The organism is Flavobacterium xueshanense, from assembly GCF_900112975.1.
Lineage (GTDB): Bacteria > Bacteroidota > Bacteroidia > Flavobacteriales > Flavobacteriaceae > Flavobacterium > Flavobacterium xueshanense.
This window is the reverse complement of record NZ_FONQ01000007.1, coordinates 122,855-148,716: the sequence shown is the minus strand read 5'-3', so window position 1 is coordinate 148,716 and position 25,862 is coordinate 122,855. Positions and strand designations below refer to the sequence as shown.

The following is a 25,862-nucleotide window of genomic DNA, read 5'->3' as shown; positions in this document are numbered from 1 at the left end:
TAATCTGTGTAAATCTGTGACATCAGTGTTGAACTAATTTAAAACTGCAATAAAACGCGTTGTGCTGAAAAACCCGGGCCAAAACTTAACATTAACCCTTTCTCTCCTTTTTTAGGCTGATTGTCCATTATTCGCTCTAATACATATAAAACTGTTGCACTTGACATATTTCCGTACAAACGCAAAACTTCTTTCGTATCGTCTATATTTTTACCCAAACTAGAAAACAAACCTTCAACTGTTTGAACGATTTTTTTTCCGCCAGGGTGAAAGATCAAATGATTAATGTCCTCCATTTTTAAATTGTTTTTTTCTAAAAAAGGATTAATAATTTGTGGAAAATGAGAAGCAATCGTTTCTGGAACTTCAATATCCAATATCATTTGTAATCCGGAATTCGTAAGTTTAAAACCCATCATGTGAATATTATCATAAAAATGATACATCTCTTCTGCCAAAATTTCCGGACCTTCATCATCTTCATGTGAAGAAAGTAGAACGCATGCTGCTCCATCACCAAAAATTGCTGCGCTTACAATATTAGCCATTGAAAAATCATCCAATTGAAATGTAGCCGTTGGGCTTTCAACTGCAATTACAGCAGCGCGTTTTCCCGGATTGGCCTGCAAAAAGTTTTTAGCATAAATAATTCCTGAAATACCGGCGGCACAACCCATTTCAGTAACAGGAAGACGTACAATATCCTGACGTAATTTTAATTTGTTAATTAGATAAGCATCCAGTGACGGAATCATGATTCCGGTGCAGCTTACCGTAATAATATAATCTAAATCTTCAGGATTCCAATTGGCCTTTTTTAACGCTTTTTCTAAAACTTTTTCACCTAAATCGATAACTTCACGAACATAAATATCGTTTCTTTCTTCGAATGACGTTTTTGTAAATACTTCAATCGGATCCATAATAGAATAGCGTTTATCGACTGCTGCTCCTTCAAAAATTTTCTTCACTTTTCTAACGAAACGTTCGTCTTGCCCAACGAGCCATGTGTCCAAAAAAGGAATAATTTCATCTGTATTTCTGGAATATTTTGGTAACTGTTTGGTAACGGTTTTGATTTTTACACTCATATTTTTGAAATTATCCATTGGTATCTAAAAGCCCACTTCCAATGAATTTTATAGTTTTTAAAATTTAATTTTTTAGAGAAATGAACTAATTCTTCTTTTTTAAAACCTCTTAAAATTGAAGTCAAGCCGTCTTCTCTGGACATATCATTCAATTGAAACACGAAACATAAAGCTTGAAATAAACGATAGGCAACCGCACTTCGATGCAAATCGTTGATTACAATTCCGATGGATGCATTATTATGAAAAACATTCAATAATTGTATAATTTGATCATCTTTGAAATGATGTAACGTCAAAGTGCACAAAACAATATCATACTTTAAATCATTAAATGATTCATCAAAAATATCCTCACAATGATAAGTGATATTTGGATATTTTTCTGATAATTTTAATGCGTGAGAAATTGTAAAATTGTTGGCATCTATACCTATTAACTTGAATTTAAAATTGTTTTTGAGTCCGAAATCGGCTAAAGTTCGCAACATATCCCCATTACCACAACCCACGTCTACAATTACAATTTCTCTTGTTTTAGAAAAATCCTGAATCAGCTCCTGTACTCCTTTTAGAGTTAACTGATTTCCTCCTAAAAGCTGATTGATTTTAGCAATTTTATCCAAAGCATCACGCAAAATATCACCTTCCATGGCAAAATCATCCATGATTTCTGGTTTATCAGTTCTATATTTGGTATTTAGCGCCATTTACAAGTTAAGAATGATTGGTTTTCCGTGCGTCTTTTTAATGATTTTAGGCAATAAAAATGGAAATATAATTAATAAACGCATCAATACGGTTGAAAGTTTTTGTTTTTGTAAAATATTGGATAAAAATCGCCCCATTTTAAGTCTTTCTTTAAAGTTCAAATTCCATTGTTGAATGTATTTTTCTTCCAATTCATTTCGGGATTTTATTTCATTTGTGTAAAATTTATGAATTAATTCTGAAACAATTTTTGCGCTATGAATTGCTATTGCCATTCCGTTACCACACAAAGGATGAATTAGTCCTGCAGTATCGCCAATCATTAAAATATGGTTTTCAACGGATTGTTTTTTCTCAAAAGATATTTGGCTTATGGTCAGCGGTTTTTCAAAAAGTAAATTACTTTTTTCGAAAATTACTTTTAAATGCGGGTTTTTTGAAACTACATTATTTTGATATTCATCAATATTTTTAAACTGTTTAAAAGTTTCGTAATCCGCTAAGTAACAAATGTTAATGCTATCCTTTTCTACTTTAGAAACTCCACAATATCCGCCTTTGAAATTATGTAAACCAACTAAATCATTTGGGAAATCTCCCGAATAATGTGCTTTAACCGCTAACCAATATGATTTTTTGTTTATAAAGTCCCGATTCATTTTTTGGTCTACATTTGAACGTTTTCCAAATGCACCAATAACAATTTCCGATTCTAAAATGCTATTATTAGTAGTCGTAACTATAAATTGATTGTTTTCGAAGACTATATTTTCAACATTATCTTGAAGAATTCTGCATCCGTTTTCAAGAGCTTTTTTATACAAATATTCGTCTAAAGTAAAACGACTGATACCAAAACCTCCCAGTGGAAGAATACTTTTAATCGTTTTTCCGCTTGCTGTCGAAAATTCAAGTTTGGTAATTTTTGTTGGATTTAAATCGTCTATTTTTAAATCCAGCCAATTTAAATAATGCAAAACCTCATTGGATATATATTCGCCACAAACTTTATGTTTGGGATAACTATTTTTTTCTATAACCGTAACATGTACGCCTAATTTAGATAAATGAATTGCCGCAGTCAATCCTGCTAACCCACCACCAATAATTAAAACTTCATTGTTTTTCATGTGGAAGTAAATTTATGGATTTGTTTGAGAATTCAACTATATTATTTCATATAAAACTTACATAATTATTAACTTTCAAATAAACTCTAATTTTATATTCAAAAAAAAGCCGCTTTGTTACAAAACGACATTTAATTTATTTACAATTTCCCTTCTTTTATTTCCTCGACAATCTCAGGATTTAAAAGCGTTGATATATCTCCAAAATTAGAATAATCTCCTTCAGCAATTTTTCGAAGGATTCGTCTCATAATTTTTCCCGAACGGGTTTTTGGCAAACCAGAAACAAACTGAATTTTATCTAACTTGGCTATTGGTCCAATATGATCCGATATGTGCTGATTAATCTCTTTACTAAGATTTTGTCTATCACGATATTCTCCGCTTTCTTTTAGAATTACAAAACCATACAAGGCATTTCCTTTGATGTCATGCGGGAAACCTACAATGGCTGATTCCGCAACGGCTGGATGTTCATTAATCGCGTCTTCTATGGGTGCCGTCCCAAGATTATGACCCGAAACAATTACGACATCATCTACTCTGCCCGTTATTCTGTAATACCCTACCTCATCACGTAAAGCGCCGTCTCCGGTAAAATATTTACCCGGAAAAGCAGAGAAATAAGTGTCTTTAAAGCGCTGGTGATCACCCCAAATAGTTCTGGCAATTCCCGGCCAAGGAAATTTGATACACAAACTTCCGGTAACCTGATTTCCTTCAATTTCGTTGCGCTTTTCATCCATCAAAACGGGTTGGATTCCCGGTAACGGTAATGAAGCATATGTTGGTTTTGTTGGGGTTACAAAAGCAATAGGTGAAATCATTATTCCTCCCGTTTCTGTTTGCCACCACGTATCTACAACAGGACATCTTTTATCTCCCACGTGATCGTTATACCAATGCCACGCTTCCTCATTGATTGGTTCACCAACAGATCCAATTACTTTAAGCGACTTCAATGGATATTTTTGTACAAATGCTATATTTTCTTTTGCCAAAGCACGAATCGCAGTAGGTGCTGTGTAAAACTGTGTAACTTTATGTTCTTCGATTACTTCCCAAAAACGGCTAAAATCAGGATAAGAAGGAACTCCTTCAAAAATTACTGTCGTTGCACCGTTCAATAATGGTCCATAAAGAATATACGAATGTCCGGTAATCCAACCGATATCGGCAGTGCACCAAAAAACATCATTCTCTTCATAATTGAATACATTCTTAAAAGTATACGCTGTGTAAACCATGTAGCCAGCCGTAGTATGCACCATTCCTTTAGGTTTCCCAGTTGAACCAGAAGTATACAAAATAAATAATGGATCTTCAGCATCCATAATTTCGGCAACATTATTGTCTGATGCTTGATCCAAAAGAGGTTGTAACCATTGGTCACGACCTTCTTTCATATAAATATCGGTATGAATTCTTTTGGCCACTAAAACTTTTTCGACACAAGGGCATTTTTCTAACGCTTCATCAATTATTCCTTTTAAGTCAATAGTTTTATTTCCACGAAAACCACCATCTGAGGTGATGACCATTTTACATTCGCTGTCATTGATCCGACTGGCGACTGCCGATGCTGAAAATCCTGCAAAAACAACAGAATGTATGGCTCCAATTCTTGCACAAGCCAATACTGAAACTGCTAATTCTGGAATCATTGGCAAATAAATACAAACACGATCTCCTTTTTTTATGCCTTGCTCACGCAATACGTTTGCCATTTTGCAAACGCGTTGGTGTAATTCATTATAAGTAATGTGCAATGCCGCTTCCGAAGGATCATTTGGTTCAAAAATAATTGCTGTTTTTTCTCCTCTTTTAGCAAGATGTCTGTCAATACAATTTTTTACTATATTGACTTTTGCTTCAGTAAACCATTTGATGTCGGCATCAGCCATATTAAATTCAACCACTTTATCCCATTGTTGGTACCAAGTGAAATTTTCTTCTGCTATTTTACCCCAAAATTTTCTAGGTTCACGAATTGATTTATTGTAATGTTTAAAATATTGTTCTAGATTTTCAATTTTGTAGTAGCTCATATTATAATTTTTTATAAAAGTATTAAATCTCTCGCTATTCTTGCAATTATTTAAATTATTAATAGCCTCAAAAAAAAACAAATTCGTAAATAAAAAAGCTGTTTTAATTGTAATTTGCTTAACTTATATTGGTTTAGACCAAATTTACAAAACACAAAAAGGCGAGACCAGATTTAAATCTACTTCACCTTATTTATTAACAAAATTTAACAACAATTCATACAATATTACAAATGATGATTTTTTAAAAAATAATCAACCAAAACTTTTCTTTTAAATTCAAGAAATTTATTTTTACGCTTTTTCTGTGATGCAAAATATAAATAGACATGAATATAGCCCTACCCTATTAATTAATTTGGGATTACTTCACTTAACTTCCAACGAATTTAAAGTTAAGTGAATGTAAAAGCGACCATATCTATTTATCATTGTAACATTTTATAACTAATTTAAATAGTAAGAAATCAAATGACATAGCGCTAATCCCGGCACACCTTTATGTGTGATAATTCCAAATGTATTATTTACTCAATTTTTTTCATTGCAGTCATAGATTCTCTTAACCATTCCCCTACTTCTTCAATTGGGTGCTGACGAATACTTTTGTTAACAGCAATAAGAACCGCATTATCAACTCCATTTAAAGTTGAAAAAGGTTTTCCTATTACATTTGTATCAACCTTTTTCATAAAATCCGTTAATAACGGTTTACAAGCATGATCAAATAAATAACACCCATATTCTGCAGTGTCAGAGATGATTCTGTTCATTTCATATAATTTTTTTCGGGCTACAGTATTGGCAATTAAAGGCAGTTCATGCAACGATTCATAATATGCTGATTCTTCGATAATTCCTGTTTGTGTCATTGTTTCAAAAGCCAATTCTACACCTGCTTTTACCATGGCAATCATCAAAACACCGTTGTCAAAATACTCTTGTTCTGAAATATGCGCAGCTGTTGGTGTTGTTTTTTCGAAATTAGTTTCTGCAGTTGCAGCTCTCCAAGTCAATAAATTGATATCATCATTAGCCCAATCAATCATCATGTTTTTTGAAAATTCACCAGAAATAATGTCATCCATGTGTTTTTGAAATAATGGACGCATGATGTCTTTTAATTCATCTGCTAACTCATAAGCTTCAATTTTTGCAGGATTTGAAAGACGGTCCATCATATTTGTAATTCCACCATGTTTCAAAGCTTCCGTTACCGTTTCCCAACCGTATTGAATTAATTTTGATGCATACGCAGGCTCGATTCCTTTTTCGATCATTTTATCGAAACATAAAATTGATCCTGTTTGTAACATTCCACAAAGAATGGTTTGCTCTCCCATTAAATCCGATTTTACTTCGGCTATAAATGAAGAGTTTAAAACTCCGGCTTTGTGACCTCCAGTAGCAACTGCGTATGCTTTTGCTTGTTCAAAACCTTCTCCGTTTGGATCATTTTCAGGATGAACAGCGATTAAAGTTGGTACACCAAAACCTCTTTTATATTCTTCACGCACTTCTGATCCAGGACATTTTGGCGCACACATAATTACAGTAATGTCTTTACGAATTTGCATTCCTTCTTCAACGATATTAAATCCATGAGAATAAGCTAATGTAGAACCTTTTTTCATCAAAGGCATAATCGCCGTAACGACAGCTGTATGTTGTTTATCTGGCGTAAGGTTACAAACCAAATCAGCAGTTGGAATTAATTCTTCATACGTTCCCACTTTGAATCCATTATCAGAGGCATTTTTAAACGAAGCCCTTTTTTCTGAAATTGCATCTGCGCGCAAGGCATAAGAAATATCTAAGCCTGAATCTCTCATGTTCAAACCTTGGTTCAAACCTTGTGCTCCACAACCGACGATGACTACTTTTTTCCCTGATAATGCTTTAATTCCATTTTCAAATTCAGATTGATCCATGAATTCACAAACGCCTAATTGTTCTAGTTGTAATCTAAGTGGTAAGGAATTGAAATAATTTGCCATTTTTTATTTTTTAATGATTGTAAAATTTAATAATTAATAGATTTAATAATTGAAAATTAAACAGGTTCTTGTTTAAGTTCTTCTAATAATGTTGAAATCTCCATTTTTGCTTTGGAAACCGATATTCTTCCAGAACGAACAAATTGCATGATTCCAAAAGGTTTCAATTTTTCGTACAACGATTCTATTTCAGCACGTTGTCCCGATTTTGAAATCACAAAAAAGTCTCTTGCAACCGTAACTATTTGAGAATGGCTTTCTTTAATTATATTCTGAATTTGTTTCTCATCAAAAAGCAAGCTCGATTCAATTTTAAATAATGCATTTTCCAAGAAAATAGTTTCTTCGTCAATATGATAAAATGCTTTAATGACTTCGATTTGTTTTTCGATTTGTCCAACTATATTGTGCACCCATTTTTCGGTTGTATTAACTACAATGATAAATCTTGATACATTTTCAATTTCAGATTCGGATACATTTAAACTCAAAATATTGATGTGGCGTTTCAAGAATATTCCAGATATTCTGTTTAATAAGCCAACGTTGTTTTCTGAATAAACAGAAATGGTGAATGTTTTGTTTTCCATTTTTTTATTGTTTAATTAGTTAACCGTTTGATCGATTAAACGGTTAACCATAATAACTATTTTAGCACAAACGAATGTCTGAAACCGAAGCTCCTGTTGGAATCATTGGGAATACGTTATTTTCTTTTTCTACCATAACTTCAAGAAAATACGATTCTTTTGAAGCTATCATTTCGGCAACAGCTGCGTCTAAATCTTCTCTTTTGGTTACTTTTTTAGCTTTTATATAATAGCCCTCAGCGATAGCGATGAAGTTTGGATTGATCATTTCAGTAGAAGCATATCTTTTGTCAAAAAACAATTGTTGCCACTGACGTACCATTCCTAAAAATTCATTGTTTAGCACTACAATTTTCACAGGAACTTTAGTTTGGAAAATAGTTGCCAATTCCTGAATCGTCATTTGAAAACCACCATCACCAATAATAGCTACAACTTCACGATCTGGCATTCCCATTTTGGCACCAATTGCAGCAGGCAATGCAAATCCCATAGTTCCTAAACCACCAGATGTTACATTACTTTTGGTCGAATTGAATTTAGCGTAACGACAAGCAAACATTTGATGTTGTCCTACATCAGAAACCATAATGGCGTCTCCTTTAGAATGTTTGTTAATCATTTCAATCGTTTCTCCCATAGAAATGCCTTCTTTCTTGGGTTTTAACTCGTCATTAATTACCGCTTCTAATTCAATCTCATATTTAGCTTTGAATTCATTGTGCCAAGATTCATGCGTCTTACTTTCGATAAAAGGAATCAAAGCCGTTAAAGACTCTTTTAAATCAGCCAAAACAGCTACTGTAGTTTTCACATTTTTATCTATTTCTGATGGGTCAATTTCAAAGTGAATTACTTTGGCTTGCTTTGCATACGTGGCTAAATTTCCCGTAACACGGTCGTCAAAACGCATTCCGAGCGCAATTAAAACATCACATTCATTAGTCAAAACATTAGGGCCGTAATTTCCATGCATTCCAACCATTCCTACATTCAGTGGATGATTTGTAGGCAATGCCGAAAGTCCTAAAATGGTCCATGCCGCCGGAATTCCTGATTTTTCAACCAAAGCTTTTAACTCCGCTTCAGCTTCACTAAGAATTACTCCCTGTCCAAAAATGATAAATGGTTTTTTAGCCGTATTAATAAGTTGCGCTGCTTCTTTTATTTTTTCCAGGTTTAAAGTCGGTTTTGGATTGTAACTTCTAATACTGGTGCATTTTTTATAACTGAATTCGATTTCGTCAAACTGAGCATTTTTTGTAATATCAATTAATACTGGACCCGGACGACCCGATTTAGCAATATAAAATGCTTTAGCCATGATTTCAGGAATTTCTGAAGCTTCCGTAATTTGGTAATTCCATTTGGTTACCGGAGTTGAAATTCCAATAATATCGGTTTCCTGAAAAGCATCTGAACCCAATAAATGTTTTCCAACCTGACCTGTAATACAAACCATTGGAGTCGAATCAATTTGAGCATCTGCAATTCCGGTAACTAAATTTGTTGCGCCAGGACCTGAAGTAGCAATTGCGACACCCACTTTTCCTGTTGCTCTCGCAAAACCTTGTGCTGCATGAGTTGCGCCTTGTTCGTGACGGACTAAAACGTGGTGTAACTGGTCTTTAAATTTATATAACTCGTCATAAACTGGCATTATAGCACCTCCTGGATAGCCATAAACCAAATCTACTCCTTCTTCTAATAAGCATCTTATAACGGCTTCGGCGCCGGATATTTTATTATTTTCCATTTTTTATTTTTTTTTAGCAACTGCCTTTTTTAAAATTCACTAGCAATAGCAATTTCAATGGCAATTTCAAAATTCAGTGGTAAGAACAGTTAAAATGTTTTTTTTGATATTGAAATTGAAAATTGAAATTGCTATTGTTTTTTATTTATCGGTTACACATCCTTCAGAGGCACTTGTGACCGAACGCATATATTTAAGTAACACTCCTTGTTTAATGGGTGATTCCGGTTTTTTCCAGTTGGCTTTACGTTTTGCGAATTCTTCGTCAGATATTTTTAGATTGATAGTGTTTTTCACCGCATCAATAGTAATCAAATCACCATTTTCTATTAATGCAATTCCTCCACCTTCATAGGCTTCTGGTGTAACATGCCCTACTACGAAACCGTGAGAACCTCCAGAAAAACGTCCGTCAGTAATTAAAGCAACAGTACTTCCTAAGCCAGCTCCCATAATTGCAGATGTTGGTTTAAGCATTTCAGGCATTCCCGGACCGCCTTTTGGACCACAGTACCGAATAACCACCACATTTCCTGGTTTTACTTCGCCTTCTTTAATTCCTTTAATTACATCGTGTTCGTTTTCAAAAACTACCGCTGTACCTTCAAAAAACTCACCTTCTTTTCCACTAATTTTAGCCACACAGCCTTCTGAAGCTATGTTTCCGAATAAAATCTGAATATTTCCTGTGGGTTTTAATGCTTTTTGGATTTCATGAATTACTTCTTGTCCATCATTTAAATCAGGAACTGAAGCTAAGTTTTCAGCAATTGTTTTTCCAGTTACCGTTAAACAATCTCCATGTAAAAAACCTTCTTTCAACAAATATTTCATTACTGCTGGGACGCCACCAACATTATGTAAATCTTCCATTAAGTATTTACCGCTTGGTTTTAAGTCAGCGAGTAATGGTGTTTTATCACTAATATCTTGGAAATCTTTTAATGTAAGATCAACACCTACTGAATGTGCCATTGCAATTAAGTGCATAACCGCATTAGTAGAACCTCCTAAAACAGCCACAATTGTAATCGCATTTTCAAATGCTTTACGAGTCATAATATCTCTGGGCTTAATATCTTTTTCCAATAATATTTTGATGGCGTCACCAGCATCAGCACATTCTTGTTTCTTTTCTGGACTCAAAGCAGGATTAGAAGAACTGTAAGGTAAACTCATTCCTAAAGCTTCAATCGCAGATGACATGGTGTTAGCAGTGTACATACCGCCGCAAGCACCTGCTCCAGGACAAGCATTTTGTATCACGCCTTTAAAATCTTCAGGTGTAATGGTATTGTTGAATTTTTTTCCTAATGCTTCAAAAGCAGAAACAATATTCAAATCTTCACCTTTCCATTTTCCTGGATGAATAGATCCTCCATAAACCATGATAGAAGGGCGATTTACTCTACCCATAGCCATTACAGCTCCTGGCATATTTTTATCACAACCTGGAACAGCAATCATTCCATCATACCATTGCGCTCCCATAACAGTTTCGATAGAATCGGCAATAACATCGCGAGAAACTAAAGAAAAACGCATTCCATCATTACCATTTGAAATTCCATCACTGACACCAATAGTATTAAAAATTAAACCAACTAAATCTGCTGCCCAGACGCCTGTTTTAATATCTTTAGCCAAATCGTTTAAGTGCATATTACAAGGGTTTCCATCATAACCCATGCTCACTATTCCTATCTGTGCTTTTTTAAGATCTTGTTCAGTTAATCCAATTCCGTACAACATTGCCTGAGAAGCTGGTTGTGTTTCATCTTGAGTAATAGTCTTGCTGTATTTATTTAATTCCATTGCGTGTTAGTTTGTAGTAATTTTTTTTTCTTAAAATTATAGGAACCACCAATTATTTGCTTTTAAACAATAGTCGATTGTCCTATATAAACATTGTCACTTTTAAAATATAGGTCGTCTTTGCTTAGAATATAATTCGAAATAAAATCTCCAACTTCATTTGTTCCAAATTTCGAATACGGATTCAAATCTGCTGTGACGACGTTTAATTCGATTGCTTTATGTACTGCTTCGTATACTTTCTGAGATTCTACATAAAGGCCAAAATGTTCCAAAAGCATCGCAGCACATACTATTGATGCAATAGGATTAGCAATGTTTTTACTTTTTGCATCAGAATAAGAACCATGAATAGGCTCAAAAAGCGCAGTTGAGTTTCCTAATGATGCCGATGGGATTAATCCTACGGAACCAGTAATTACACTAGCTTCATCAGACAAAATATCCCCAAATAAATTTTCAGTTAAAATGACATCAAATTGTTTTGGGTTAATAATAATTTGCATGGCAGCATTATCAACTAAAAGAAATTCTAAAGTTACATCAGGATATCCTTCAGCAATTTCTGTAACCACTTTTCTCCATAATCTTGACGTTTCAAGAATACTGGCTTTGTCAACCAAAGTCAATTTTTTTTGTCTTTTTTGAGCCGTTCTAAAAGCCAAATGACTGATTCTGATTATTTCTTCTTCTGAATATTCACATAAATCCGATGCTAAAGTTCCTTGTTCGTTACTCTTTTTTTCACTGAAATAAGATCCTCCAGATATTTCCCTGAAAATTATAAAATCAGCACCTTCGATTATTTTTCTTTTTAAAGGAGATAAATCCAATAAGTCATTGTATGGTTTTATAGGTCTTATATTTGCATATAATCCTAATGCTTGTCTCAATTTTAACAATCCTTGGATAGGACATAATTTTGAATTTGAAACCAAATCATAATTGGAATCATCAACTGCTCCAAATAATATAGCATCCGTATTCAAACACAAGTTTAATGTTTGCTCCGGCAATGGAGTTCCTGTTTTCTCAATGGCAACAGCACCAATAAGAGCATCTTCAAAAACAAACTCGTGGTCAAACACCACACCAACTGCATACAATGCTTTTTTAGCTTGTAAGATTACTTCCGGACCTATTCCGTCTCCTGAAAGTACTGCTATTTTTAAGTTCATAATAGTAGGATTTAGATTTTATGGAAATCAAAATATTTTAGGTAAGGATCAATTCCTTATTCATTTTACACGCTTCAATTATCTGATGAATATTATCATCCAACACTTCTTTTTTAATATCGGCAAACTTTAAAAACTCACCATAAACCACATCCAATTGTACTTTTGTAAGTTCGTACCCAACTTTTTTGGCTCTGTAGGCCAATGCTGCTCTACCACTTCTGGCGGTTAACACTATGGATGATTCATTGACACCTACTTCTTGAGGATCCATGATTTCATATGTCGCTCTATTTTTTATCACGCCATCCTGATGAATTCCGGAGCTGTGCGCAAAAGCGTTCGCGCCAACAATTGCTTTATTGGGTTGGACCATCATTCCCATACTTTCAGAAACCAATCGGCTCATTTCATTCAGCTGCCGTGTATTGATATTGGTATCCAAATTCAAATGCAGATGCTGTTTAAAAATCATAACCACTTCTTCAAGAGCTGTATTTCCGGCTCTTTCTCCTATTCCGTTTATGGTGCATTCAATTTGTCTGGCTCCATTTACTGCTCCTGCAATAGAATTTGCTGTTGCCATTCCTAAATCATTATGACAGTGACAAGACAAGATTACGTTTTCAATTCCTTTGACATTTTCTTTTAAATATTTAATCTTTGCACCATATTCTTCCGGTAAACAATATCCAGTTGTATCTGGAATATTAAGTACGGTTGCACCTGATTTTATTACTTCTTCACAGACTCGAGCCAAGAATTCATTATCCGTTCTACCGGCATCCTCCGCATAAAATTCTACATCTTCTACATACGATTTAGCATGTGAAACAGCAAATTTTGCTCGGGCAATAATATCTTCTCGGGTTGTATTTAGTTTGTGTATTATGTGAGAATCAGAAGTTCCAATTCCAGTATGTATACGAGGTCTTTTTGCATATTTTAAAGCTTGAGCGGCTACATCAATATCATTTTTTACTGCTCTCGTTAATCCGCAGACAATTGCATTTTTAACAACCTTACTTATTTCTGAAACAGACAAAAAATCACCAGGACTGGAAACAGGAAAACCAGCTTCAATAATATCAACACCCATTTCATCCAGTCGATTTGCGATAACGAGTTTTTGATTGGTATCTAATTTACATCCTGGGACTTGTTCGCCATCTCTCAAAGTGGTATCAAAAATTTGAACTTTCTCTCTATTCATTTTCATTTATTTAATGTAATTTCACAACTTGACAACAAAAATATCTTTCATTTCTTTATTCTAAAACTCAATTTAATGAAATATACTGCTTATAAAGCAATTAAAAACTTTGTAACAAACTGAAAAACATAACATTAAGAGACTACATTCTACAATGGCTAACCATCAAAAAGATTTCTTGTTTGTATTAATTAAATCCCTTTCAAAATCTGAAAAAAGACAATTCAAGATCTTTGCAACCCGATTGGAAACTAGTTCCAATACAAAGTTCATCGAACTATTCAATATTTTAGACAAATCAGAAGTCTACGATGAGAAACTCATTTTGAAAAGTGGCATCATTAAAAAAGTACAATTATCAAATCTTAAATCCTATTTGTACAAACAAATTTTGGTCAGTATTCGATTGAATATTCCGAGTCAAAACATTAGATATCAGCTTAGAGAACAAATTGATTTTGCTGCCATATTGTACAATAAAGGGTTGTACAAGCAGAGTTTAAAAATCTTGGATAAAACAAAGATTTTAGCTTTAGAGAATGACGAAAAACTCATGGCGTATGAAATTGTAGAATTCGAAAAACTTATTGAATCACAATACATAACACGAAGTATTCAAGGACGTGCTGATGAATTAGTTATTCAGGCCAAAGAATTAAATTATCGCAATACCATTTCCAGTAAATTATCAAATTTATCCCTGCAATTATATGGTATAATGCTTAAAACCGGTTATGTAAAAAGTGACGAGGAATACAAATACCTAGACGACTATTTTAGAAAACACATTTCCAAATTTGATGATAAAAAATTTGGTTTTAGAGAAAAATATTGGTTTTATAATGCCAATCTTTGGAGAAGTTTTTTGGTTCAGGATTTTCTATCTTGTTATAAATATTCATTTAAATGGGTAACCCTTTTTTATGACAATCCCAGCATGATTCATTTAAATCCTGTATTTTTCCTAAAAGGAAATCATTATTTATTAGAATCTTTATACATGTTGAAATACAAATCAAAATTCAAAAAGTATTTATCACTGCTGGAAAATACCATAAAAGATTCACATTTTCCGGTGAATGACAATATAGCGTCATTATCATTCTTATATGTCTATAACAATAAATTAAATTACCATATTCTGGAAGGAACCTTTGCAGAAAGCGAATACTTAATTCCCGAAGTATTAAATAAATTAAAAATTCATACGGACCACCTTGATGAACATCACGAAATGTTGTTCTATTATAAATTTGCGTCTATTTATTTTGGGAACGAAAAATATGCTGAATGTATTTTCTATTTAGAGAAAATCATAAACAACAAAAATCTTTCGATGCGGGAAGATTTAATGTGCTTTGCCAGAATACTCTGTTTGATTGCTCATTATGAATTAGGAAAAGATTATTATCTGGAAAATCAGTTGAAAAACACCTATAAATTCCTAATCAAAATGAATGATTTGCATGAAGTGCAAAAAGAAATCATTAAGTTTTTGAAAAATTTAAATTCCATTTATCCAACAGACATCAAAAAGGAATTTGTTAAAATGAGAGCGCGATTTATCGAATTAGAAAAAAACACTTACGAAAAAAGAGCCTTCTTATACTTAGATATCATCTCTTGGCTAGAAAGCAAAATTGAAAATCGAAAAATTAGCGATATTATTAAAGAAAAAGCCAAGTTGATTAATCGATGAGACTTTAAAGATTAATAATATTTGCAACAATTTAAATATTTTTTCCTGTGTTTTATTGCTGTAATTATAATATTAAATGCGGTGCATATTACAAATTACTGCTTCCCATTGCTAATTATTTATCTTTAAATTCAGCATCTGTTAAATATTTGTTTTCATAAAAACCACTATTAATTGGTTTATAATAATATTTAATGATGAAACGTAATGCACTGATTGTCAATTTTTCGACCAGTACTACTTGTCATAAAGATCTGTTCATAAATTACATCTAGTTTTTTTTTAATTAAAATAAAATTTGCAGTTCCAAAAATAAATTTTAAATTTAGGAATACTTAAATCATAAATATATGAACGGATTTTTTAAAACAATTCTCGCAGGTTACGGTGCCAAAAAACTGGGCGGTGGCTGTTTTGGTACAATTCTAATTTTTATAATTATCTATTGGATATTAGGTTATTTTTAGAATTAAAACACTAAAAATAACCTACTTATAGTTTCAATATTAATACGCCAATAGTTTTTTCAGATCACTTTCGAATCTGCTTTTTGGTAAATATTGATCTTCCAATGCTTTTGTAAATGGAATTGGCGTGTCTAAACTTGACACTCGTTTTACAGGAGCATCTAAGTATTTGAAACAGTTTTCCATTAGCATTGCCGAAATATCACTGGCTATTCCACCAAACATAGAATCTTCCTGATAAATAATCACTCTTCCCGTTTTCTTTACCGATGCAAAAATAGCTTCGGTATCCAAAGGTTGTAGGGTTCTTAAATCCAACAAATCAGCTGAAATTTCAGGATTTTTTAATAAAGTATCCAAAGCCCAATGCACCGCTGCACCAAACGAAATAATTGTAACATCATTCCCTTCTTTCAATAAAGCGGCTTTTCCTAATGGAATGGTATAATACTCTTTTGGTACATCTTGGTAAACGCTTCTGTACAATTGTTTGTGCTCAAAGAATAATACCGGATTTGGATCGTTAATAGAAGTATTTAAAAGTCCTTTTGCATCATAAGGAAATGCCGGATAAACAACTTTTAAACCCGGAGTTTTGGTAAACCAAGCTTCATTGGTTTGCGAATGAAAAGGTCCCGCTTGTGTTCCGCCGCCACAAGGCATCCGAACCACAACATCTGCTTTTTCTAACCATCGGTAATGTGATTTGGCTAATAAATTCACAATTGGATTGAATCCTGTCGAAACAAAATCGGCAAACTGCATTTCGACAATGGCTTTGTATCCATTAATAGACAATCCCATTCCTGCCGATACCACTGCGCTTTCACAAATTGGTGTATTGATCACACGCTCTTTTCCAAACTGCGCTACAAAACCATCTGTAATTTTGAAAGCACCGCCATATTCAGCAATATCCTGACCCATGATTACTGAGTTTTCATGGCGTTCCATCGATTGTCTCAAACTGCTAGAAATCGCATTGATAAAACGAATATTTTCTTTTTCTTCTGAAGGATTAACTTGCTCAAAAACATACGGTTTGTAAACATCATTTAGCTCTTCGCTTAAAGAAGCTTCAATCTCTGGCTCCGCATTGGCAATAGCCAGACTTTCATCAATTTCCTTTTTTATTTCACCATGCAAAGCTGCATCAAAATCAGCTGTAAGAACTCCGTTTTCTGCCAAATATTTTCTATAATTTTCTACTGGATCTTTTATCGCCCACACATCCATTAACTCCTGCGGAACATATTTGGTGCCACTCGCCTCTTCATGCCCGCGCATTCTGAAGGTTTTAAATTCCAGTAAAACGGGACGTGGATTTACTTTCATCGAAGCCTTTAATTCGGATAACAAATTATATACTTCCAGAATATTATTTCCATCCACAATATGACTTTCCATTCCGTAACCTTTGCCTTTATCGGCCAGGTTTTCGCAGCGGTATTGTTCATTCGTTGGAGTCGAAAGTCCGTAACCGTTATTCTCTATCACAAATAAAACTGGTAATTCCCAAACCGAAGCAATGTTCAACGCTTCATGAAAATCTCCTTCGCTTGTTGCTCCTTCACCTGTAAAAACTGCCGTAACTTTTCCGTTTTTCTTTAGTTTATTGGCCAATGCGATTCCATCAGCAACGCCTAATTGCGGGCCTAAATGTGAAATCATCCCTATAATCTTGTATTGTTGTGTTCCAAAGTGAAAACTTCGATCACGACCTTTGGTAAAACCATTGGCTTTCCCTTGCCATTGCGAAAAAAGGCGGTACAAAGGGATATCTCTTCCGGTGAAAACACCAAGATTTCTATGCATTGGTAAAATGTACTCATCCGAATCTAAAACTGCCGTGACACCAACAGAAATAGCCTCTTGGCCAATTCCAGAGAACCATTTTGATACTTTTCCCTGACGAATAAGAATCAACATTTTTTCTTCTATAAGTCTTGGTTTTAGTAACCGTTTGTATAAATCTAATAATTGATTGTCAGTGAGATTTTTTCTGTCAAAAGTCATTTTTTCAGTTTTATGGTATGGTTCAAAGATAAAAAAATATAACAGTTTAGCTATATTTTGTTATATATTTTTATTTTACTCCTAAGTTTAAAATTAAGATATAAAATTATTCTTTACATTTGTATCTGCAAGGTTTTAGGCCTTCAAGTTATTAAAAAATATTTAAAAAGTATGCAAAACATTCCCAGTGTTGACTTGCGTGATTTCCTTTCGGACGACCCGAAACGTAAACAAAAATTTGTAAATGAAATCGGAAGTGCATTTGAAGATATTGGCTTCGTAGCACTCAAAGGGCATTTTTTAGACGACCAGTTGGTTGATGAATTGTATGGTGAAATCAAAAATTTTTTCGATTTACCTTTAGAAACAAAACACAGTTATGAAATCCCGGGAATAGGCGGACAAAGAGGGTATATTTCTTTTGGAACTGAACATGCTAAAGGTAGAAAAGAAGGAGATCTCAAGGAATTCTGGCACTTCGGACAGTATGTATCTGAAGATTCTAAATATGCTACTGAATATCCTAAAAATGTAGAAGTTAAAGAATTGCCTCGTTTTAATGTTGCAGGTAAACAAACGTATCAAATGCTCGAAAAAACCGGCGTTTATGTTTTGAGAGCTTTGGCTTTGCACCTTGGTTTAGATGAATTTTATTTTGACCAATATGCCAAAGACGGAAATTCAATCTTACGACCTATTCACTATCCACCGATAACCTCTGAGCCAGCAAACGCTATTCGTGCAGCTGCTCACGGTGATATCAACTTGATTACTTTATTGATGGGTGCGCAAGGAAAAGGGTTGCAAGTGCAGAAGCATGATGGAGAATGGATAGATGCCATTGCTGCATCGGATGAATTAGTTATCAATGTGGGTGATATGTTATCGCGTCACACTAACAACAAATTGAAATCGACCATTCATCAAGTGGTAAACCCTCCAAGAGAATTATGGGGAACTTCACGTTATTCTATTCCGTTTTTTATGCACCCGGTGAGCGACATGAAATTGGATTGTTTGGAAAACTGTATTGATGCAGAACATCCAAAAAAATTCGAAGATATAACTGCAGGAGCGTATTTGTACGAGCGTTTAGTAGATTTAGGGTTAATCAAAAAATAATTCTTAATTTATAGTTCAAGGAAGACATCGAGTTCGCTTGATGTCTTTTTGTTTTTTTACCATTAAGAAATTAAGGTCCATTAAGAGCATTAAATACTTAATTTTCTTAACTTCTTAATGGTTTAATAATCAATTAATTTTTAAAAAATGGACTTACAAGACCAACTGAAAAACCTTTTTCCAGATCACGAACCATCGCCTGAAGAATCTATTGAAGAAGTGGCACATGAATTATACGTTCAAAAAGAGCCAATGATTTGCAAATTTGAAAAACGAAAAGGAAAAGCGACCACTATAATTGAAGGTTACGAAGGAACCGAAGAAGATTTTAAAATTCTTACCAAGGAAATCAAAACTAAATTGAGTGTTGGCGGAACTTTTAAAGATGATTCTATCATCATTCAGGGTGATTATCGAGATAAAATAATGACTATTTTAAAAGAAAAAGGATTTAAAACAAAACGTGTTGGTGGATAGAAAAGTGGTCAATATTCAGTTATCAGTAATCTGTTGAGCAACTTTAAACCCCAAAAATTAAACAAAAAAACAATGATACAATCATCAGAATTAATATTAAATCCAGACGGTAGCGTATATCATTTGAATTTAAAACCAGAAAATATTGCACACGATATCATCTTTGTAGGAGATCAAAATCGCGTGGAGAAAATCACACAGTTTTTTGACAGTATTGAATTTTCGACTCAAAAAAGAGAATTTAAAACCCAAACTGGTGTTTTTAAAGGCAAACGAATTACGGTATTATCAACAGGAATTGGTCCTGACAATATTGATATTGTTATGAACGAATTGGATGCATTGGTCAATATTGATTTAGAAACCCGTCAACCAAAAGAAAATTTGATTTCCCTAAACATCATCCGAATTGGAACTTCGGGTTCGTTGCAAGCGGATATTCCTGTGGACAGTTTTGTGATGGCAAAATTTGGTCTGGGATTAGACAACATGCTCCGCTCCTATTTGATTGACGAAGTTTCCAATCTTGAGATGGAAGATGCTTTTGTAAAACATACCAATTGGGATTTAAGAAAAGGAAAACCATACGTAATCGCTTGTTCCGAAAAACTGGAAAAAATAATTGAAAGCGACAAAATGCATAAAGGTATTACCGCAACTGCAGGTGGTTTTTATGGTCCACAAGGACGCGTGTTGCGTTTAAACATTCAAGATGAAGCGTTGAATTCTAAAATGGATAATTTTAAATTTGGTGACAATCAAATCACAAATTTAGAAATGGAAACAGCAGCAATCTATGGGCTTTCGGCGCTTTTAGGACATAATGCATTGTCATTAAACGCGATAATTGCGAATCGTGCTTCGGGAAGTTTTAGTGCAGATCCATATAAAGCTGTTGATGAATTGATTGGGCATACATTGGAGAAATTAGCGAATCAATAGTAGAAAATTCATTTTGTTTTGGAGCTATTTCCTGCTCTCCACTGTATCTTTTATGCTGTCTAAAAATCGCTTCGTTCCTCGCAATGACAGCATAAAAGGATGCCGTTTCGATAAGGGCTAAATCGTTATAGAACAACTTTTTTTTGAAACATCATGAATCTTATTTTAGAAACCGACCGATTGATTTTAAGACAAATGCTACTTTCTGATGCTGAAGCTTTATTTGAGATGGACAGTAATCCTAAGGTACATCAATATCTTTGGAACAAACCATTGACAGATATAAGTGAAAAATATTCGCATATCAAATTTGTTAGAGAACAATACATCCAAAATAACATTGGACGATTTGTAGTTATTTTGAAAGAAACCAATGAATTAATTGGTTGGGCCGGATTAAAATACAACACCGAAATGGTAAATAACAAAGTAGGTTTTTACGATATTGGCTATCGATTAAACGAAAAATTCTGGGGAAAAGGGTATGCTAGTGAAGCTAGTTTTGCTTGGCTGGAATATGGTTTTGATGTAATGAAAATCAAAATCATGGAAGCAGCAGCGCATAAGGAAAATATTGCGTCAAACAGAATATTACAAAAAATCGGACTGAAAATGACCGAACAATATATGGAGGACGGCGTTTCTTGGAATTGGTACGAATTAAAAAATCCCAACTTATAATGACAACTATAAAAATAGCCGGAGTTCCGGAACATTTCAATCTTCCTTGGCATTTAGCCATAGAAAGCGGAGATTTCGAAAAAGAAAATATTGATTTACAATGGACTGATGTTCCAGAGGGAACCGGAAAAATGTGCCAAATGCTTCGTGATGGCGAAACTGATATTGCCGTAATCCTGACCGAAGGAATTGTGAAAGATATCGTTGCCGGAAATCCGAGTAAAATTGTTCAAATTTACGTCGAAAGTCCTTTAATTTGGGGAATTCACGTAGCGGCAAACTCCAATTATAAGATATTAGCCGATGTAGAAAACACCAAAGTGGCCATTTCCAGATTGGGTTCAGGTTCGCAATTAATGGCGTATGTCAATGCCGATAATCAAGGTTGGAAAACAGATAATCTTCAGTTCGAAATTGTAAATACCATTGATGGAGCTGTCGAAGCCTTGTCAAACGGAACTGCTGATTATTTTATGTGGGAACGTTTCATGACCAAACCATTAGTCGATAAAGGTATTTTTAGAAGAATTGCGGATTGCCCAACGCCTTGGCCTTGTTTTGTAATTGCGGTTCATAAGGAAGTTTTGGAAAAAAATCCAGCCATTATTTCAAAAATTCTAGCAATTATTAATCAAACTACACAAGAATTTAAAGATATTCCCAGTATTGACAAAACGTTGGCTTTAAATTACCATCAAAAAGTTGAAGATATTCAAGAATGGTTGTCGTTAACGCATTGGTCACAAAAATCATTATCAGCTGAAATGTTAAACAAAGTTCAAAATCAACTTTTTCAACTTAAAATTATCGATAAAAAAGGTACTTTTGAGGATATTGTGAAAACAGTCTAGATTACTGTTTTTATTTTTACTATGATAAAAATAAAAGAAATTAATTTTAAGGGTATACAACAGCGATTCCGGGTCAAAAAACCTTGGGATGACGTTATGATTTTTATCCTGAATATATTAATTGCTATTCCGCTCTTTATTATTGTCCATCAAAATTTAATCAATCCCAATTGGTTTTTGAACATCGACAGAGTAGTTTTATTTTTGGTGATGATTGTTGTTATTCAGATCATCCTTCGTTTCTTGAGAACGATTATTCTATTTTGTATCATTCTATATTTCTTGGTTTTAGTTTACGGTTCTACTATTGGGAACTATGGCTTTAACAGCGTTTTTGAAGATTATAATTCAATTATGTACACCATGTCTGACAATCCATATCCGCAAGATATTATCATTGCAAAGTTGCTTCCGTTTCCCAATAAATCAAAAATTATCAATGCTATAGAATATCAAAATCCAAAAATCAGGAATTTTGCAGTTATGGCCACCACCAAACATTTTAAAGACATAAAAGGATATTCGGATTATAGAACCATAATTCAATGCTTTGCCGTTTTCAAAGAAATAAATGGCAGATGGAACTATGTAAGTGACCCAAAAGCACGTGATTATATCGCTACGGCTACGGAATCTTTACTTTATTTCTCTGGAGATTGTGACGATCATTCGATACTAATGGCCGCCGCAATAAAGTCTATTGGTGGAACTCCCAGATTAATTCATACTACTGGACATATTTATCCAGAAATACTGATTGGATCTCTGACTGATTTAGAAAAAGTCAATTTTCTAATTAAAAACATATTATTTGTAAATGAAAGCAATGAAAACAAACTTCATTATCACGTGGATGAACGCGGTCAAATATGGTTGAATCTGGATTACACCGCCAAATATCCAGGCGGACCTTTCATGTCTGAAGAAATTTTAGGAGCTTTGACATTGGATTAGTTGGATTTCTTTTTTAAATTTTTATCATAAAGTTGCCTGCCTAATTCTGCCAAAAAAGGAAGACCGATTTCTTCGTATTCGTACGTATCATCATTAAAAATTCCATCTTTGTTCACTAAAATTGTAGTCGAAACCATAAACTCAATTTTATTTTTTTCATCCACTATATAGGCACAGTCTATAAGCGTTCCGTAAGCATCTCCTACTTTATTATAAATTTTTATGTTTTCTGGCATAGGACTTTTGGTATCTCCAAACATGAGAAACTTACCAAAGCCATCGTAAAACTCTACTGGATCATATCCTGCATTTTTTGGTAAATTCTGAAGAGAAAATAGAATAAATTCTCTGTCATTTTTGCTTAAATGAAAGCGTTGGTTTTCTTTAAAGGCCTCAGGAAAAACAATTCTTTTCATAGTGCTATGTAGCGATTCTAATGAATAATAATTCTTACCTGAAAAGTCAAATGGAGTACTTATCAGTTTATCATCTTTCATATATCCAATTCCCTTTTTCATTTTTTCTAATTGCAACTGCGCTCTGGGTTTACTAATTACGGAAGGAATTTCTACTACTGAATTATCATCTTTATAGAGTATAATACCTTTAGTAACCGGGTTTCCAGAATCCGGAGTAGATAGTCGATGGATAACTTTGAAGTCTTGTAGTCCTTTGTCAGTCATACTTTTATTCAAATAATCAAAACCCACAAATTCTAGTAAGCGGTTACTGGCATCATTGTCGCTGACAGCAAAAACTTTTGAAATTTCTTCCGAAAATTTAAATTTATCTATAGTACCTTCAATTGAAAATTCTGAATTTATTGAAGTTTTTCTTATGCTATTCAATTTCTCCAACGCTAAAACAGCGATTGGTAATTTTACGGTACTGGCGGGATAAAAATAGTTTTTAGCATTCAGATTATAGGTATAGTCTTTGAATTTTACCTGATGATTGTCATCACGTATAATTTCCGTATAGATAATCTGAAGTTCAAACTCCTCTGGTTTTTCCATTACGCTTCTTATTTTTTCTTTTTGGGATGTTAAAGTTTCTCGAAGAATATTTTTGTTAAATGAAGAGCACCCGACTATGAAGAAGATCAACTGTATAGTGAGAAATTGTATGGTTTTTTTCATAATTCCCTAGTTTATTTAAAATAATACAGAAGCAAGTTACTATCTTTTTCGTAAAATAATTAAAATAGTAAGTAAAAAAACTCCTCAAAATGAATGAGAAGTTTCTTAGGTTACAGAATGATTTCTTAATCAACCAATTTTTCCTAGGATTTAAATAAAATTTCAAAATAATAGCAAAGAGTAATCCTTTCTATTTTAAGTTGAAAAAAGTAGTTTTGCTTGCCAAAAAATTACGAAATTGCCATAAGCGGCAAAACATTGAAAAATGTAAATTTCTCATGTAGAATTCCATAGAAGTAACGATAATAATAATTGCATTATTAAAAGAACCAGCATCAGTTATTTCAATGAAGTTTTTACTATGAAGATGATTTAAGAGAAAGTTTAAAAAATACAGGAAGTGAAAAAATTGGATAACGAAGAAGCAAGTTGGATATTTTGTCCCGAATGTCTGGGACGCGGCAAAAAAAGTCGAGGACTCAGCAAGAAAGTACGACTCCAATACCAGCTGGCATTAGATCAATTTAAAAAAAATGAATGCGTAGGAACACCTCCTGTTCAACCGAAGGGCCATATTTACTCCTGCTTGAACTGTTGTGGTTCCGGTTTGATTCATTCTGCCAGTCCTACAACAGCGGATAAAGAAAATTATCCACACGTTGCTATTATAGGCGGCGGTATAGGTGGAGTGGCTCTTGCTGTGGCTTGTTTGCACCGCAGAATTCCTTTTACCCTATATGAACGCGATAGCAACTTCGATGCCCGATCTCAGGGCTACGGACTCACTTTGCAACAAGCTAGCAAAGCGATTGAGGGGTTTGGTATTTTTTCATTAGAAGATGGAGTGATTTCAACAAGACATTTGGTTCATACTACAGAAGGAAAAGTGATTGGTGAATGGGGAATGAGAAAGTGGATGCAGTCAGTAGCGAAAACGTCAGCGAAACATTCTAATGTACATATCGCACGACAATCTTTGCGATTAGCATTACTGGAGCAACTCGGCGGACATGATGCGGTACAATGGGGACACCAGTTAATAGATTTTAACAAATGTGAGGATGAAAGTGTTAAGTTAAACTTTCAAGTGGATGGAAAGATGAAAAGCTGCAAAGCGGATCTCGTGGTTGGAGCTGATGGCATTCGCAGTTCGGTGCGAAGGTTGCTGATTGGTGAAGATATAACCCCTTTACGATATTTAGGTTGCATTGTGATCTTGGGTATTTGTCCTTTAAGTGCGCTCGAGCGTTTTGACAGTTCTTTACTAGATTCGGCCACTGTATTTCAAACCGCCAACGGCAATGAACGGATCTACATAATGCCTTATACATCAGACTCCGTGATGTGGCAGCTTAGTTTCCCAATGCCCGAGGAAGAAGCTAAGGCTTTAAGCACTCAAGGACGACAAGCACTAAAGGAAGAAGCGTGTCGCAGAACGCAGTGGCATGATCCTATTCCGCAGATTTTAGCGGCAACTCAGGAAGCCCACATTTCTGGCTATCCTGTATATGACCGAGATTTACTGCAATCAGAATGGCTCCAAAAAGAAGGGCCAGTAACGCTGATTGGCGATGCAGCTCACCCAATGAGCCCATTTAAAGGACAAGGCGCAAATCAAGCACTGCTGGATGCGCTCACGTTAGCCCGAGGAATCTTAAGAGGATGCCGACCTTTATCACAATGGAGAAAAACTGGAATTAGGGAAAGTGTCCTAACTAAGTTTGAAGCGGAAATGTTAGAACGCAGTTCCGTTAAAGTGAAAGATTCAGCAGCTGCCGCACAGTTTCTGCATTCTGAAACTGTACTTCATGAAGGTAATGCTCCTAGAGGTCGATGTGTAAAAAATTAATGGTTGCCGCAAAATTTATAGTAAAAGAAAAACTAAAAGCTCGCAAAGCTATATTTTAAATTTATATAAGTTTCGCGTACTTTTTAGCTAATTTATTGTGCATAAAAAAAACTCCATTATTTCTAATGGAGTTTTT

The 25,862-nt window shown here is 34.2% G+C and carries 20 protein-coding genes; 8 read left to right on the top strand and 12 right to left on the bottom strand.

What is annotated here, in order from left to right; translation table 11 throughout:
• Positions 1-38: 38 nt before the first annotated feature.
• From BMZ76_RS08760 to BMZ76_RS08710, 10 genes are all read right to left on the bottom strand, one after another.
• On the bottom strand, positions 39-1,091 hold the full coding sequence (locus BMZ76_RS08760; protein WP_091205048.1) for a type III polyketide synthase: 1,053 nt from the start codon (positions 1,089-1,091) through the stop codon (positions 39-41).
• On the bottom strand, positions 1,088-1,801 hold the full coding sequence (locus tag BMZ76_RS08755; RefSeq protein ID WP_091205000.1) for a methyltransferase domain-containing protein: 714 nt from the start codon (positions 1,799-1,801) through the stop codon (positions 1,088-1,090). The genes BMZ76_RS08760 and BMZ76_RS08755 overlap by 4 nt, the downstream gene beginning before the upstream one ends.
• Entirely contained in the window at positions 1,802-2,932 is a 1,131-nt protein-coding gene (locus tag BMZ76_RS08750) for an NAD(P)/FAD-dependent oxidoreductase (RefSeq protein ID WP_091204998.1), read from the bottom strand.
• Positions 2,933-3,072: 140 nt separating this feature from the next.
• Positions 3,073-4,980, bottom strand: coding sequence for an acetate--CoA ligase (gene acs / locus BMZ76_RS08745; RefSeq protein ID WP_091204995.1), 1,908 nt, complete (start codon positions 4,978-4,980; stop codon positions 3,073-3,075).
• 527 nt (positions 4,981-5,507) lie between these two features.
• A complete protein-coding gene (ilvC, locus tag BMZ76_RS08735) occupies positions 5,508-6,977 on the bottom strand; it encodes a ketol-acid reductoisomerase (protein WP_091204989.1) in 1,470 nt (489 codons plus the stop codon).
• Between the two features lie 56 nt (positions 6,978-7,033).
• Positions 7,034-7,567 (bottom strand): acetolactate synthase small subunit, encoded by a 534-nt coding sequence (gene ilvN, locus BMZ76_RS08730; RefSeq protein WP_091204986.1) that lies wholly within the window; start codon positions 7,565-7,567, stop codon positions 7,034-7,036.
• 61 nt (positions 7,568-7,628) lie between these two features.
• Complete coding sequence (gene ilvB, locus BMZ76_RS08725) at positions 7,629-9,323, bottom strand: biosynthetic-type acetolactate synthase large subunit (protein ID WP_091204984.1); 1,695 nt, start codon at positions 9,321-9,323, stop codon at positions 7,629-7,631.
• A 141-nt stretch (positions 9,324-9,464) separates the two neighbouring features.
• On the bottom strand, positions 9,465-11,138 hold the full coding sequence (gene ilvD, locus BMZ76_RS08720) for a dihydroxy-acid dehydratase (RefSeq protein ID WP_091204981.1): 1,674 nt from the start codon (positions 11,136-11,138) through the stop codon (positions 9,465-9,467).
• Between the two features lie 62 nt (positions 11,139-11,200).
• On the bottom strand, positions 11,201-12,316 hold the full coding sequence (gene leuB / locus BMZ76_RS08715) for a 3-isopropylmalate dehydrogenase (protein ID WP_091204979.1): 1,116 nt from the start codon (positions 12,314-12,316) through the stop codon (positions 11,201-11,203).
• 37 nt (positions 12,317-12,353) lie between these two features.
• Positions 12,354-13,529, bottom strand: coding sequence for a 2-isopropylmalate synthase (locus tag BMZ76_RS08710; RefSeq protein WP_091205046.1), 1,176 nt, complete (start codon positions 13,527-13,529; stop codon positions 12,354-12,356).
• A gap of 154 nt (positions 13,530-13,683) precedes the next feature.
• Here BMZ76_RS08710 and BMZ76_RS08705 point away from each other — a divergent pair, with 154 nt between their 5' ends.
• Positions 13,684-15,228 carry a hypothetical protein gene (locus BMZ76_RS08705; RefSeq protein WP_091204976.1) on the top strand — a complete coding sequence of 515 codons (1,545 nt, stop codon included), beginning with the start codon at positions 13,684-13,686 and terminating at the stop codon, positions 15,226-15,228.
• A gap of 506 nt (positions 15,229-15,734) precedes the next feature.
• Here the strand turns inward: BMZ76_RS08705 and BMZ76_RS08700 are convergent.
• A complete protein-coding gene (locus BMZ76_RS08700) occupies positions 15,735-17,711 on the bottom strand; it encodes an alpha-ketoacid dehydrogenase subunit alpha/beta (RefSeq protein WP_091204974.1) in 1,977 nt (658 codons plus the stop codon).
• A gap of 171 nt (positions 17,712-17,882) precedes the next feature.
• Here BMZ76_RS08700 and BMZ76_RS08695 point away from each other — a divergent pair, with 171 nt between their 5' ends.
• From BMZ76_RS08695 to BMZ76_RS08670, 6 genes are all read left to right on the top strand, one after another.
• On the top strand, positions 17,883-18,833 hold the full coding sequence (locus BMZ76_RS08695) for an isopenicillin N synthase family dioxygenase (protein WP_091204971.1): 951 nt from the start codon (positions 17,883-17,885) through the stop codon (positions 18,831-18,833).
• 147 nt (positions 18,834-18,980) lie between these two features.
• Entirely contained in the window at positions 18,981-19,310 is a 330-nt protein-coding gene (locus BMZ76_RS08690; RefSeq protein ID WP_091204969.1) for a translation initiation factor, read from the top strand.
• A 72-nt stretch (positions 19,311-19,382) separates the two neighbouring features.
• A complete protein-coding gene (locus BMZ76_RS08685) occupies positions 19,383-20,252 on the top strand; it encodes a nucleoside phosphorylase (RefSeq protein WP_091204966.1) in 870 nt (289 codons plus the stop codon).
• Positions 20,253-20,405: 153 nt separating this feature from the next.
• Positions 20,406-20,933, top strand: a complete 528-nt coding sequence (locus BMZ76_RS08680) for a GNAT family N-acetyltransferase (protein ID WP_091204965.1) — start codon at positions 20,406-20,408, stop codon at positions 20,931-20,933.
• Positions 20,933-21,784 (top strand): substrate-binding domain-containing protein, encoded by an 852-nt coding sequence (locus BMZ76_RS08675; protein WP_091204962.1) that lies wholly within the window; start codon positions 20,933-20,935, stop codon positions 21,782-21,784. Before BMZ76_RS08680 ends, BMZ76_RS08675 begins: the two co-directional genes overlap by 1 nt.
• A gap of 21 nt (positions 21,785-21,805) precedes the next feature.
• Positions 21,806-22,738, top strand: coding sequence for a transglutaminase (locus BMZ76_RS08670; protein ID WP_091204960.1), 933 nt, complete (start codon positions 21,806-21,808; stop codon positions 22,736-22,738).
• Here the strand turns inward: BMZ76_RS08670 and BMZ76_RS08665 are convergent.
• Positions 22,735-23,754 carry a serine hydrolase gene (locus BMZ76_RS08665; RefSeq protein ID WP_244281771.1) on the bottom strand — a complete coding sequence of 340 codons (1,020 nt, stop codon included), beginning with the start codon at positions 23,752-23,754 and terminating at the stop codon, positions 22,735-22,737. The two genes, BMZ76_RS08670 and BMZ76_RS08665, sit on opposite strands and share 4 nt — an antisense overlap.
• A 523-nt stretch (positions 23,755-24,277) precedes the next feature.
• Between BMZ76_RS08665 and BMZ76_RS08660 the strand changes: the two genes are divergently transcribed.
• A complete protein-coding gene (locus tag BMZ76_RS08660) occupies positions 24,278-25,726 on the top strand; it encodes an FAD-dependent oxidoreductase (protein WP_091204958.1) in 1,449 nt (482 codons plus the stop codon).
• Positions 25,727-25,862: the final 136 nt, after the last annotated feature.